Here is a 13,965-nt window from a genome sequence, read left to right on the forward strand (position 1 = left end):
CAACAAAGCTTAATCACTTCCGAACAGATCGCGGGTATAAACTTTATCTGCCACATCCGCCAGCTCTTCTGCCATACGGTTTGAAATAATTACATCGGCATCTTTCTTGAATGCGTCCAGATCGCGAATGACCCGTGAATGGAAGAACTCGTCTTCTTTCATCGCCGGTTCATAAATAATCACTTGCACGCCTTTCGCCTTAATACGCTTCATGATCCCCTGGATGGAGGATGCGCGGAAGTTATCTGACCCGCTCTTCATGATCAGACGATACACCCCCACCACTTTCGGCTGACGCGCCAGAATGGAGTCAGAGATGAAATCTTTACGCGTACGGTTTGCTTCCACAATCGCGGAAATCAGGTTGTTTGGCACCGTTTGGTAGTTTGCGAGCAGCTGCTTGGTATCTTTTGGCAGACAGTAACCGCCGTAACCGAATGACGGATTGTTATAGTGGTTGCCAATGCGCGGGTCCAGACAGACACCTTCAATGATCTGTTTGGTGTTCAGTCCCAGGCTTTCCGCGTAGCTGTCCAGCTCGTTGAAGAAGGCCACACGCATCGCCAGATAGGTATTGGCGAAAAGCTTGATAGCCTCAGCTTCAGTGGTATCGGTGAACAGCACATCAATATCTTTCTTGATCGCCCCCTCCTGCAACAGCGCCGCAAAGCGCTCGGCACGTGCGGAACGCTCACCAATAACAATACGCGATGGATAGAGGTTGTCGTAAAGAGCCTTGCCTTCACGCAGAAATTCTGGAGAGAAGATCACGTTATCGATACCCAGTTTCTCTTTAATTGACTGGGTGAACCCGACAGGTATTGTCGATTTGATGATCATCACGGCTTCAGGATTCAATGCCACAACATCTTTGATCACTGCTTCTACGCTGGAGGTATTGAAGTAGTTGGTCTTAGGATCATAATCCGTTGGAGTGGCGATAATCACATAATCTGCACCGCGATAAGCATCTTCTTTATCGGTTGTTGCGCGGAAGTTGAGCGACTTGTTGGCCAGGTATTCCTCGATTTCTTTGTCAGCAATCGGGGAGATCTTCTGGTTAAGCATATCCACTTTGGCCTGCACGATATCCAACGCCACCACTTCATGATTTTGTGCGATCAGAATACCGTTAGATAGACCGACATAGCCTGTTCCGGAGATTGTAATTTTCATTCGTTCAACTTCTTCAAGTATGAGTGTCAGGAGGCCTCTACAGTGCCACCGCTGTAAACAACTGTTGAGGTTTTTACCTCTTATGTTTATGCACTGTCAAGGCAAAGACCTTGCTACCGTAGCGGGATAACAGTGTCAATTGTTCGGCAATTTTCGCATGAGACTGTGCAAAGCGAGGAGACACGGGGAAAGGAACAATAAAAAAGCCCGGTAACGATAACCGGGCCTTGCTATCAGACTGAGTTAAATCAGATTAATCCAGCCATTCGGTATGGAACACACCTTCTTTGTCAGTGCGCTTATACGTGTGTGCACCGAAGTAGTCACGCTGCGCCTGAATCAGGTTCGCAGGCAACACCGCTGCACGGTAGCTGTCGTAGTACGCAACTGCAGCTGAGAAAGTCGGAACCGGAATACCGTTCTGGACCGCGTATGCAACAACATCACGCAGTGCTTGCTGGTAGTCGTCAGCAATTTTCTTGAAGTACGGTGCCAGCAGCAGGTTAGCAATGCCTGCGTTTTCCGCGTAAGCATCGGTGATTTTCTGCAGGAACTGGGCGCGGATGATGCAACCGGCGCGGAAGATCTTGGCGATCTCACCGTAGTTCAGATCCCAGTTATTCTCGTCAGATGCAGCACGCAGCTGAGAGAAGCCCTGTGCGTAAGAGACGATTTTGCCCAGGTACAGAGCACGACGAACTTTCTCGATGAACTCAACTTTGTCAGCGGCAGGTTTAGCCTGCGGGCCAGACAGCACTTTAGACGCTGCAACGCGCTGCTCTTTCAGAGAAGAGATATAACGTGCAAACACGGACTCAGTAATGAGAGACAGTGGCTCACCAAGATCCAGAGAGCTCTGGCTGGTCCATTTACCGGTACCTTTATTCGCCGCTTCGTCCAGAATCACATCAACCAGGTATTTACCCTCTTCGTCTTTCTTGGTGAAGATGTCTTTGGTGATGTCGATCAGGTAGCTGTTAAGCTCGCCGGTGTTCCACTCAGTGAAAGTCTGCGCCAGCTCTTCGTTGGAAAGATTCAGGCCGCCTTTCAGCAACGAGTAGGCTTCAGCAATCAGCTGCATGTCGCCGTATTCAATACCGTTGTGAACCATTTTCACATAGTGACCCGCACCGTCTGGACCGATGTACGTCACGCACGGTTCGCCATCTTCTGCAACAGCGGCAATTTTAGTCAGAATAGGCGCGACCAGCTCATACGCTTCTTTCTGACCGCCAGGCATGATAGATGGGCCTTTCAGGGCGCCCTCCTCACCGCCAGACACGCCGGTACCGATGAAGTTGAAACCTTCCGCAGAAAGCTCACGATTACGACGAATGGTGTCGTGGAAGAAGGTGTTACCGCCATCAATGATGATGTCGTCTTTATCCAGATACGGCTTCAGGGAATCGATAGCAGCATCAGTACCCGCGCCAGCTTTCACCATTAACAGGATACGACGCGGCGTTTCCAGAGATTCAACAAACTCCTGCACCGTATAGAAGGGAACCAGCTTCTTGCCTGGGTTCTCGGCAATCACTTCTTCGGTTTTTTCACGGGAACGGTTGAAAACGGAGACGGTATAACCACGGCTTTCGATGTTGAGCGCCAGGTTGCGCCCCATCACTGCCATACCGACAACGCCGATCTGTTGTTTGGACATTACATACTCCTGTCAGGTGTGGTCACCGCGACTTATGCGCGGCTTGAAATGTGTCTATGATGTTAACCCAGTACTGGCCAAAATAAATAGCTTTTGTCGATCTATGTCACACTGAATGCACAATCCAGAAATGATCACCAGGCGTCTATTTTGGCCTCAACCTGTCACTTTCTGAGCAATGCCAGAATCTCTTCTGTTTTTTCTTGCATTAGCGTTACATCCGCACGAGATTCGACGTTCAGGCGTACCACCGGCTCGGTATTGGACGAACGCAGATTGAACCTCCACTCAGGGAATGCCATGCTGATCCCGTCTGTATGATCAATCTCCTGCGCGTTTGGGGCGAAATACGCTTCCACACGGGCAATGGCCTCTGCCGGTGCCGCAAGTTTGCTGTTGATTTCGCCGCTCGCCGGGAACGCCGCCATGCGGTCGCGCACCAGTTCGCCCAGGGTTTGCCCCTTGAGGCACAGCAGCTCGGTCACCAGCAGCCACGGGATCATCCCGCTGTCGCAGTAGGCAAAATCACGGAAGTAATGGTGGGCGCTCATCTCGCCGCCGTAAATGGCGTCTTCTTCGCGCATGCGCTCTTTAATGAACGCGTGACCGGTCTTCGACATCACCGGCGTGCCGCCCGCAGCGCTGACCACATCGACGGTGTTCCAGGAGAGACGCGGGTCGTGAATGATTTTCGCCCCCGGGTTTTTCTCAAGGAAGGCTTCAGCCAGCAGGCCGACAATGTAATAGCCCTCGATAAACTGGCCTTTTTCATCGAAGAGGAAGCAGCGGTCGAAATCGCCGTCAAAGGCAATCCCCATATCCGCGCCGTGCTCGATTACCGCGTTGCGGGTATCGTCGCGGCACTCTGGCAGCAGCGGGTTCGGGATCCCGTTCGGGAAGTTGCCATCCGGGGTGTTGTGGACTTTCACAAAGGTGACCGGCACNTTCAGCGCCTTAAAGCGGGCTTCAAGGGCGTCCACCACCGGACCGGCCGCGCCGTTGCCGGAGTTAATCACCAGCTTCAGCGGCTTGAGGTTTGCCACGTTGATATACCCCAGCAGATGGTCGATATACGCGTTGCGCAGATCAATCTGCTGATAGCTGCCGCGCGCGGCNTCGTTCACCGGCGGGAAGTCGTTGGCTTCCGCCAGACGCTGCACGTCGCGAAGCCCAGTGTCGCCGCTGATCGGACGCGCGCCTTCGCGCACCAGCTTCATGCCGTTGTAATCCATCGGATTATGGCTGGCGGTGACTTCGATGCCGCCGTCCACGCCCAGGTGGAAGGTGGCGAAATAGATCTCTTCGGTGCCGGACAGGCCGATATCAAGCACATCCACACCGGCGTCCTGCAGCCCCTTTGCCAGCGCCAGTTTCAGCGCTTCGCTGGTGAGACGCACATCGCCGCCGAGCACAATGGTTTTCGGTTTCAGGTATTCGCCGTACGCGCGGCCAATGCGCCACGCGATATCTTCATTCAGCTCTTCACCCAATTTGCCGCGAATATCGTAGGCTTTGAAACAGGTTAACTTATTCATGTTTTTACCCTTCTTCAGGCTACAGTCGGCCCTGACCAGAAAGTGGCCAAAAATTATCGTTGTCGTTATTTGCCGGATGGCGCAGTGCCACCGGACATTGTTAACCGGTGCTAAACCCGCCCGTACCGATCCTGGAACCGGACAATATCGTCTTCTTCCAGATAGGAGCCGGATCGCACTTCGATCAGATCGAGAGGAATTTTCCCTGGGTTTTCCAGACAGTGCGTCGCGCCCAGCGGAATATAGATAGATTCGTTTTCGCCAAGCAGTTTGATCTCACCATCAATGGTGACTTTCGCCGTCCCCGCGACCACCACCCAGTGTTCCGCGCGATGATGATGCATCTGCACAGAAAGCCCCTCGCCCGGTTTCACGGTAATGCGCTTCACCTGATAGCGATCGCCCGCGTCGATGGAGTCATATTTGCCCCACGGACGGTACACTTCGCGGTGAATGTGATGCTCATGACGGCCATCGGCTTTAATCTGCTCAACGACTTTTTTGACGTCCTGGACGGAGTTTCGGTCGGCAATCAGCACCGCGTCTTTGGTCTGTACAACCACCAGATCTTTGACGCCAACCGTGGTGACCAGGCCGGATTCCGCATAGACATAGCTGTTTTCGGTTTTATGGCTGATAACATCGCCATGATGGACGTTGCCTTCCGCCGTATGGGCGCTGATTTCCCACAGAGAGGACCAGGAGCCGACATCACTCCAGCCCGCATCCATCGGCACCACCACCGCGTCCGCCGTGCGTTCCATTACCGCGTAATCCACGGACTCTTCCGGGCAGGCGAGGAACGCCGCTTCATCCACGCGGATAAAGTCGAGATCCGGGTCTACCACCGCCATCGCTTTTTCGCAGGCGCGGAGAATATCCGGGCGATATTTTTCCAGCTCTTCCAGATAGCGCCCGGCGCGGAACAGGAACATCCCGCTGTTCCAGTAGTATTCGCCGCTGCCGACATAGGCCTGAGCAGTTTCCAGATTCGGTTTTTCGACAAACTGCGCCACGTTAAAGGCCACGCTGTCGCCTTCTCCGGTCGTTACATCGCCGCGACGGATATAGCCGTAGCCGGTTTCCGGGAGATCCGGCACGATGCCGAAGGTCACCAGTTTGCCGCTTTCGGCGTAAGGAATGGCGGCGCGCACCGCGTTACGGAAGGCGTCTTCCTGCTGAATCACATGGTCAGCCGCCAGCACCAGCATCAGCGGATCGCAATCCGGGCTGCTGCGTCGCGCGGCCAGTGCCGCCAGGGCGATCGCCGGGGCAGTATTACGGCCTGCCGGTTCCAGAATGATATTTTCCGTCAGCTTGTTCAGCTGACGCAGCTGTTCGGCGACAATAAAGCGGTGCTGCTCGTTGCAAATCACCACCGGACTTTCGCACTCCACGCCGTTCAGACGAGACACCGTCGTTTGCAGCATGGTGAGTTCCCCTTTCAGGCAGAGGAACTGCTTGGGATAGAGCACGCGGGACAGCGGCCACAAACGACTACCGGAGCCACCCGCCATCACGACCGGGTACAATTTATTCTGACTCATTATTCATCCCCGTATATCTGCAATAAATTGGCTAAGCACGTTCTCTTTTTCGAGCGTGCGTTCGGCATAATCACGTGCCACCGTGTTCTCTTTTGGCATCGCGAGAGCCTGTTCAATTCCGGCGACCAGCGCCGTTACCGATTCCGGTTCAACGCAAACGGCGATCCCCGGATAGCTGTCGCACAGCTGGCCTAACTCGGTCTCCGGCTCGGCGGTGATCACCGCATTGCCACCGACGGCTAAAATGTTGGTCAGCTTGGAGGGCAGAACCGCATCTGCGGCGCCGCGCTTTTGCACGACCAGGTGGCAGTCGCCCATCTTCAGCAGGGCTGGCAGCGCCTCATAAGACTGAAGCGGGAAAAATTTCACATTGTTCAGGCCGCGTTCGCTGACCATTTTCTCAAGCCGGGCTTTGCCACCGCCCTGCCCGACAATCACAAACATCCACGGGTGATTGCGAAGCTGCTGCGCGGCGTCGATAACGCTTTCCAGCCCCTGTTTTTCCCCGATGTTGCCTGAGTAAAGAATGATTTTTTGATCAGAAGGCAGACCAAGCTGGGTGCGTAACGCCAGTGCATCGCTCTCCGTTACGTCGCGAAAACGCGCCACTTCGGACCAGTTCGGGAAAAAGATCACTTTCTGCGCCGGGACGCCCTTCTCCTGCGCTTTGTTCATCATCGAGCGCGAGATGGTTGAGACGTAATCGACGTTATGCAGGCCGCTGCGCTCAAAGGCGCTGGCCAGTTTCGCGATTGTCCCGCCCTTGCCTTTCCCGGCCATACCGAGGCCGAGCATCGCGTCGACTTCATAATCCTGAATGTGCAGCAGAGTGCGTGCGCCAGAGAGTTTGCCCAGCAGGCGCATGCCTGGCGTGCAAAACAGCGTCGGCACCACGCCAATAATGCGGTCCGGCTTCCAGCGACGCTGGGCCATCAGCGGGAAGAAACTGCTCAGAGCAAAGCTTCCCAAATGCAGCAGGCGTTTTAGCGTCGAGGGCTGTTTCGGCACATACAGCGGGCAGCGCCAGACGGTCGCGTCACCCTGCTCGCGGCGATAGCGCCAGCTGGAGTAACGCTCGCCAACTTTCCATTCCGGGTAGTAAGGCGGGGCCGTAATGACCCGCACCTCGTGACCCTGACGGGTCATCCATTCGACCATCTCACCGGTGTACTTACCGATACCGGTTAGCTCCGGCGAGTAGTTGATGCCGTAGACCAAAATCTTCATAGTCCCGGCACCTCAGCCTGACATTCCGCCAGGAAGTAGGCGCGACTGTTGTCGTGAACGTTGTCACTGGCCAGCAGCGCGGCCTGTTCCAGCCAGCGGTAATCGTCGTGCTGAGAATCAGGCAGACGCAGGTCTGCCTCACTCACCTTCAGGCGAAAACCGAGCACCACGTAATGGGTGCTAAAATCGGTGCCGGAAAAGTTATCGTCATAGAAGTGCTGCCAAACCCCGTAAAACTGGCCTGCCGCCATCGGCAGACGCAGCCCCAGCTCCGCCAGGGTGAGACGTTCAAACGCAGTGTCTAACGTCTCATCCTTTTGCACGCGTCCTCCCGGAACAAACCAGAATCCTTGTGCCGGGCGATTGGTGCGTTTACCGAGCAGAAACTCACCGCGTTCGTTCTCCACGATCAAATCGATGGAGATCAGCGGAGTGGAGCGGACTACCGTGGCAAAATCTTCCTGACTTAAAAACATGATTACCCCCGGAAGCGATGCTGGTTTTCCAGGAACCACTGGTACGTACTGGCCAGTCCCTGTTCGAGCGACACTTCATGATACCAGCCGAGCTGGTGCAGACGCGTCACGTCCAGCAATTTACGCGGTGTGCCGTCGGGCTTAGTGGCGTCGAACACCACGCGGCCTTTGTAGCCCACCACCTGGGCGATGGTCTGCGCCAGTTCGCGAATGGTGCAATCCACGCCGGTGCCAACGTTGATGTGCGACAGCATCGGCTGGGTGTTTTCAGCCCACACCTCGCGATCCAGTTCCATCACGTGAATGCTGGCGGCAGCCATGTCATCCACATGCAGGAATTCGCGCATCGGCGTCCCGCTGCCCCACACCACCACATCAGGCGTGTTGGCGGCGGTCGCTTCGTGGAAGCGGCGCAGCAGCGCCGGGATCACGTGCGAGTTGCTCGGGTGGAAGTTATCGTGCGGCCCGTACAGATTGGTTGGCATCACCGAGCGATAGTCGCGGTCATACTGGCGGTTATAGGACTCACACAGTTTGATCCCGGCAATCTTGGCGATGGCATACGGCTCGTTCGTCGCTTCCAGCGTGCCCTGCAGCAGCTCGCTCTCAGCGATTGGCTGTTTGGCCAGCTTCGGGTAGATACAGGATGAGCCGAGGAACAGCAGCTTATTCACGTTGTGCAGATGCGCCGCGTGAATGATGTTGCTCTCGATCATCATGTTTTCGTAGATGAAATCCGCCGGGTAGCTGTTGTTGGCGACAATGCCGCCCACTTTCGCCGCCGCCAGATACACCTGGTCAATGCGTTCGTTAGCAAAGAACTGCTGCACCGCCTGGCTGTCCAGCAGATTCAGCTCGTCGCGGGTGCGAAGAATCAGCTCAGCATCGCCGCGCTGTTCCAGCTGGCGAACGATGGCCGATCCCACCATTCCACGATGACCGGCGACAAAAATACGTTGTTTGGTCATGACTCAGGACTCCAGCGCGATGGCAACCTCGTAGCCATGTGACTTCAGCAGGGAGTGTTTTTTCGCTGCTTCGAGATCGTGGGCAACCATTTCAGAGACCATCTCCTGCAGAGTGATTTCCGGTTTCCAGCCCAGTTTTTCGTGTGCTTTGGTTGGGTCGCCGAGCAGGGTTTCCACTTCCGCAGGACGGAAGTAACGCGGGTCAACCTGAACAATCACATCGCCCGGTTTCACGCCCGGTGCATCGTGACCGGTCACAGAAACCACCACTCCACGCTCTTCAACGCCGGTGCCTTCAAAGCGCAGTTTGATACCGAGCTGTGCGGCTGCCATTTCAACGAACTGACGCACGGAGTACTGCACGCCGGTGGCAATCACGAAATCTTCCGGTTTGTCCTGCTGCAGCATCATCCACTGCATTTTCACGTAGTCTTTCGCATGGCCCCAGTCACGCAGGGAGTCCATGTTGCCGAGGTGCAGGCAGGATTCCAGGCCCTGCGCGATGTTAGCGATCGCACGGGTGATTTTACGGGTTACGAAGGTTTCGCCACGGCGTGGGGATTCGTGGTTGAACAGAATGCCGTTACAGGCGTACATGCCGTAGGATTCGCGGTAGTTCACGGTGATCCAGTAAGCGTAGAGTTTCGCGACAGCGTAAGGAGAGCGCGGGTAGAACGGCGTGGTCTCTTTCTGTGGGATTTCCTGCACCAGGCCGTACAGCTCAGAGGTGGATGCCTGGTAGAAACGGGTTTTCTTTTCCAGACCCAGGAAGCGGATAGCTTCCAGCAGGCGCAGCGTGCCCATGCCATCGACATCTGCGGTGTATTCCGGGGATTCGAAGGAGACAGCCACGTGGCTCATTGCGCCCAGGTTGTAGACTTCATCCGGCTGCACTTCCTGCAGGATACGGGTCAGGTTGGAGCTGTCGGTCAGGTCGCCGTAATGCAGATGGAATTTCGGGTTTGCAGCATGCGGATCCTGATAGATGTGGTCCACACGCTCGGTGTTGAACGAAGAAGCGCGGCGTTTAATGCCGTGAACTTCATACCCTTTCTCCAGCAGAAACTCCGCCAGATAAGAACCATCCTGCCCGGTAACGCCGGTGATGAGAGCGACTTTAGACATGTTTATATTCCTCTACTTATCGAATTTAATCAGTTTCAACGCGTTCGCGTATCACCACTGCGGGGTTGCCACGGCAAATCTTATTTGCCGGTAGCGATTTAAAAACGCTGCTGCGGGCGCCAATAACGGTGCCATCGCCAACAGAAACACCAGGTGCAACAAAAACATCTGTCGCCAGCCAGCATTTTTCGCCAATCACAATAGGCGTGGCGTTAATCTCGAAATGCTGACTCATAAAATCGTGACTGCCGGTACACAAATAACACTTTTGTGACACCACAGAGTGGGCGCCAATCGTAATATCGCCCAGGGTATATAACACCGCGTCATCACCCACCCAGGCGTAATCACCGAGGGTTAATTTCCATGGATAAGTAATTTTCACGGACGGGCGAATAACCACATTTTTGCCAATTTTTGCGCCAAATAAACGCAGCAAAAAGGCTCGCCAGCGATACAACACCTGCGGTGACCAGGCAAATAATGTTGCCTGTACCGCCCACCACAGCTGCACTTTTATTCCATTTCCACCGCGAAAACCTTTCGGGACGGTAAAACCACTGAGATCCTGCATCACCTTTCCTTATATTCAGGCTTTGTTATATAAGGCTTTCGTTTTGCCCGTCGTTTTCAGACGTAATAAATAGGATAATTCCGCCCAGAAGCCGGGTACGCGCAATATGTTGCGCTGGACTTTTTTAGCATCCTGGCATAATTCCAGATTATTCGAGGTTGACACACCCCCCATCGAGAATTCCGATACCAGCCCTTTAATTCGACGGAACGGATAACCGGATTTATACAGACTGGCGGCCAGTGCATAATCAGATGACACTTTATATTGCAAATCGTACGGGTGCTTTTTCAGGCCCGCCGTCGGGAAGAAAATCGCCTGATGGCTGGCAGGCAAACTGTGGTAGATATACCAGCCGCTTTTGGCGCTACGACGAATTTTTGTGCCATCGCCGAAATCGAGCAGCGCATCACCGATAAACATGGCTTCTTCTTTCTGGCGCGACAGCTGACGGGCAAACAATGCCACATCGTCGTGGAAAACATCACCGGAATTGAGGAAGATCGCATAGTGCCCTTGCGCCATGTCGATGCCTTTATTCATCGCATCGTAAATGCCTTTATCTTTCTCGCTGATGTAACGTAAGTTGAACTCACCGTTGAGTTTTTCCAGAAACTCCGCTGTGCCATCGTCAGAGCCGCCGTCAACCACAATCCATTCAAACGTGAGGCTGGGATCGCGGGCCAGATTGCGCAGCGAACGCCAGGTTTTGACGACCCCTTCGTGATTGCGAAAAGCGACTGTAATGACGCTAAGAAACATAAACCACCTCGTTTCGTCATACGTTCGTAATATTAAGCGCTTTGCGCAGAATAAACGGACAGACAATTAAGAATGCATATTCCGGGCTAAATATTGACCCGGTAAAAAACAGCGACACCGGCGTAAAAAGATAAAGCTGCACACGGAAATTCTGATTATCACCAAACGCGTTAATCATCATTTTGAACACTTTAAACAGGTACCATGCTGTTAACAGCACGGCGAACCAGGAAAAGTAAATAATTAACAGATACAGCCCATTGTCTATGGTTTTACCGACATCCGCACCGTTAAAGATTCCGAATGATGCAACATATTCGTAAAGTGAGCCAAATCTGACTACGCCATCAATATGGGTTAATGAATACCCCACCATCACCAGTGGCCCAATGATACGATAATATGATGACGAACCTTCCGTACCTAAATCACCGAGACGCGTGGCGATGTAGGGGAATGCAAAAACAATACCCACTAAAAATACGGCTAATGAAATGATAGCCAGGGGTAGTTTTTTCTTAATCGCGTCTTTATTCAGGTACTGAAAGGCCCACTCCAGCAGGTAAAACAAGATAAATGTCATTACCCCGGAGAAAGAGCCTGACAGAACAATCCCTGCAAGAATCATAGCATCGGTCTTAGGGGTTTTGATACCAAACTGTTTGATGCTGAGCCAAATTGAGATTAGTGCCAGAGCAAAAAACGCCGGTTCAAAATAAAGCGCAGTGGTGCGTTTGCCACCAAATTTAATGAAGTTCAGAACATAGCTATTACTGTAAATCAGATATTTCGAAATCATCTCCATCAGGCTACTGCCGCCGGTGAAAATAATTTGCGCCATTTCCATGGCGGCAAGCATAACAATGAACGCAACGGCAATATAAAAGAACCTAAGGATTTTCCGATAATTGTGCGGCGAAATAGTTTTAAACCGAATACTCCACACCATGCCAATAATAATGACGATATAGACAAATAACATGGTGGAGGTGACGTACTTGCTGGCATCCAGCGACTGACCAAAGATGTAGTTAAATGCCGTTAAGCCAAACCCCAGCCCCAGGGCAATCATCAGTTTCTTCACGCTAATTTTGTCGACATAGAGCAGCAACAAAAGCGGTAAGAAAGTCACGATGGTGATCGGGAAGCTTTCGCCCAACTGGGCAATTTTGACGTTAACCAGCAGATAGATCAGCGGCAACAGCAGGTAGCTACAGATTCTGATAGAACGAGACATACTCCTCCAGCATCTGTTCACCGCTGTAAGCCTTGCGGCTGCGGTTGCGGAACGATTCCAGGCTGGTGTTAAAAACAGCCTGCGCGATCTCGGCTTTTGGTCGTTGCACCAGCGGCAGCACCTCGTGCTCGCTGAAGGTTTTGCCGCCTGATTTCTCCAGCACTTCGCGCGCGGCGTCGCTGTGGGTGGCGATCACCGGCACGCCGATGGAGAGCGCTTCGCACAAAATCAGTGGGTAGTTGTCCACGCGAGAACTAAACACCAGCGCGTCCATACCGTTCAGGGCGCTCATCAGCTTGCGTTTATCCGTTTCAAAGCCGTGATTAATCACGTTCGGCCCTTCAAACGGCGAGAATTTGCCGAAGGTGTGCAGCTCAATTTTGTCGCCGAGCGCCATCATGTCGCGCACCAGCTGTTGATTGGTTTTGCCGTCATAGCGCAGATCGTGCGCAACCACCGCAATTTTCGGCTTACCCGGCGTTACTGCCACCGGCGTGAGTTCCGCCAGAATGTCTTCGGTCGCCACATCAATGCCATTATTGATAATCTTGCAGCGCCCGACGCCATACAGGCTGTTAAAGGCATCCGCCACGTGCTGACTCGGGGAGATAAAGTGGCAGCCGAGGGCCATCATGTCGCGGAACAGCTGACGTTTTCCTGCCACCAGCTGGTGCGCGCGATCCACTTTCACCGGCGGATAGTTGCTGAGTGTCGGGCATTTCTGGCAGTTCGTTTTCCAGCCTTCGCAGCCATCGGTGAACGCGCAGCGTCCGGTAACGCTCCAGTGATCGTGCAGGGTCCAGACAAACGTGGTGTCCGGCTTGTGCGCCTGCACGTTCTCACAAAAGGCAACCACCTCTTCAAGTTTCAGCCAGTAGCTGTGCATAACGTGGAAATGCAGAACCACCGGGCCGGGGGTGCGCGTCACGGTGCGGTAGAGGTTATTCAGATTGCCGAACAGATCGCGGTTGAACAGACGAAACAGCGCGATGTTGGCCACCGATGTCAGACGCGGGGTCTGCTTCAGGACGTGCGGATAGTTATCGTGGCTGACGCTTTTTTTACCGCCCTTGCCGTAGCCATACACAAAGCGGGAATTGAACCCTTTTTGCAGCGCACGCTGATGCAGATCCAGCGCCACGCCGGCCGCCCCGCCTTCGGCAAGACGGACGTTAAATTGCAGAATATTCATTTCAACACCTTCACGCGGGCTTTTTCACCCACCACCAGCGCGTTATCCGGGATGCTGTCCAGCACCACGCTCCCCGCGCCAACGGTGACGTTGTTGCCAACGGTAATCTCACCAATCATCACCACATTGGCCCCCAGCTCGACGTTGTTGCCAATCACCGGGCAGGCCAGGCTGTCCGGGCCACGGTTACCGATAGTGACGCCGTGGCGAACGGTGAAATCATCACCCGCGACCACGAATTTATTGATAACGATGGCGTAGCCGTGGTGAATGGTAAAACGTCGTCCGATGGTGGCCGCCGCCTGGATTTCATAGCCAAACAGGCATTCGGTGATGATGCGGTACAGCACCAGAACCGGCGCTGCCCACAGGTTATTGAGCACATTTTTCTTGCGCCAGACGGAGCAGAAATGGGCAATGCGGTACGCCAGAACCATGCAGCACGGGCGCAGGCTCCAGCTGTTTGCGCGGCAATCTTCCAGAATC

General features: G+C 53.8%; 13 protein-coding genes. All 13 read right to left on the reverse strand.

Features of this window, described 5'->3' with window-relative positions; genetic code table 11:
* Positions 1-9: 9 nt before the first annotated feature.
* Positions 10-1,176, reverse strand: coding sequence for a UDP-glucose 6-dehydrogenase (gene ugd / locus C0560_RS13305; RefSeq protein WP_248858709.1), 1,167 nt, complete (start codon positions 1,174-1,176; stop codon positions 10-12).
* 253 nt (positions 1,177-1,429) lie between these two features.
* Complete coding sequence (gndA, locus tag C0560_RS13310; RefSeq protein WP_248858711.1) at positions 1,430-2,836, reverse strand: NADP-dependent phosphogluconate dehydrogenase; 1,407 nt, start codon at positions 2,834-2,836, stop codon at positions 1,430-1,432.
* 164 nt (positions 2,837-3,000) lie between these two features.
* On the reverse strand, positions 3,001-4,371 hold the full coding sequence (gene cpsG, locus C0560_RS13315; protein ID WP_248858713.1) for a colanic acid biosynthesis phosphomannomutase CpsG: 1,371 nt from the start codon (positions 4,369-4,371) through the stop codon (positions 3,001-3,003).
* 110 nt (positions 4,372-4,481) lie between these two features.
* On the reverse strand, positions 4,482-5,918 hold the full coding sequence (cpsB, locus tag C0560_RS13320; protein WP_100779617.1) for a mannose-1-phosphate guanyltransferase: 1,437 nt from the start codon (positions 5,916-5,918) through the stop codon (positions 4,482-4,484).
* 3 nt (positions 5,919-5,921) lie between these two features.
* Positions 5,922-7,145, reverse strand: coding sequence for a colanic acid biosynthesis fucosyltransferase WcaI (gene wcaI, locus C0560_RS13325; RefSeq protein ID WP_248858715.1), 1,224 nt, complete (start codon positions 7,143-7,145; stop codon positions 5,922-5,924).
* On the reverse strand, positions 7,142-7,621 hold the full coding sequence (locus C0560_RS13330; RefSeq protein ID WP_248858716.1) for a GDP-mannose mannosyl hydrolase: 480 nt from the start codon (positions 7,619-7,621) through the stop codon (positions 7,142-7,144). The genes wcaI and C0560_RS13330 overlap by 4 nt, the downstream gene beginning before the upstream one ends.
* 2 nt (positions 7,622-7,623) lie before the next feature.
* Entirely contained in the window at positions 7,624-8,589 is a 966-nt protein-coding gene (locus tag C0560_RS13335) for a GDP-L-fucose synthase (protein ID WP_100779614.1), read from the reverse strand.
* Between the two features lie 3 nt (positions 8,590-8,592).
* Positions 8,593-9,714: a GDP-mannose 4,6-dehydratase gene (gene gmd / locus C0560_RS13340; RefSeq protein WP_100779613.1), complete on the reverse strand. Its 1,122-nt coding sequence runs from the start codon at positions 9,712-9,714 to the stop codon at positions 8,593-8,595.
* Between the two features lie 25 nt (positions 9,715-9,739).
* Positions 9,740-10,288: a colanic acid biosynthesis acetyltransferase WcaF gene (gene wcaF / locus C0560_RS13345; protein WP_248858719.1), complete on the reverse strand. Its 549-nt coding sequence runs from the start codon at positions 10,286-10,288 to the stop codon at positions 9,740-9,742.
* A 15-nt stretch (positions 10,289-10,303) separates the two neighbouring features.
* The gene (gene wcaE / locus C0560_RS13350; RefSeq protein ID WP_123427433.1) at positions 10,304-11,050 is read right to left on the reverse strand and encodes a colanic acid biosynthesis glycosyltransferase WcaE; all 747 of its coding nucleotides are present in this window, start codon (positions 11,048-11,050) and stop codon (positions 10,304-10,306) included.
* A 16-nt stretch (positions 11,051-11,066) separates the two neighbouring features.
* Positions 11,067-12,287: a colanic acid polymerase WcaD gene (wcaD, locus tag C0560_RS13355; RefSeq protein ID WP_123427431.1), complete on the reverse strand. Its 1,221-nt coding sequence runs from the start codon at positions 12,285-12,287 to the stop codon at positions 11,067-11,069.
* On the reverse strand, positions 12,262-13,479 hold the full coding sequence (gene wcaC / locus C0560_RS13360; protein ID WP_123427429.1) for a colanic acid biosynthesis glycosyltransferase WcaC: 1,218 nt from the start codon (positions 13,477-13,479) through the stop codon (positions 12,262-12,264). Before wcaC ends, wcaD begins: the two co-directional genes overlap by 26 nt.
* Complete coding sequence (gene wcaB, locus C0560_RS13365; RefSeq protein ID WP_100780848.1) at positions 13,476-13,964, reverse strand: colanic acid biosynthesis acetyltransferase WcaB; 489 nt, start codon at positions 13,962-13,964, stop codon at positions 13,476-13,478. Before wcaB ends, wcaC begins: the two co-directional genes overlap by 4 nt.
* Between the last annotated feature and the right edge of the window lies 1 nt (position 13,965).

It is taken from the genome of Lelliottia sp. AC1 (assembly GCF_023278595.1).
GTDB lineage: Bacteria > Pseudomonadota > Gammaproteobacteria > Enterobacterales > Enterobacteriaceae > Enterobacter > Enterobacter nimipressuralis.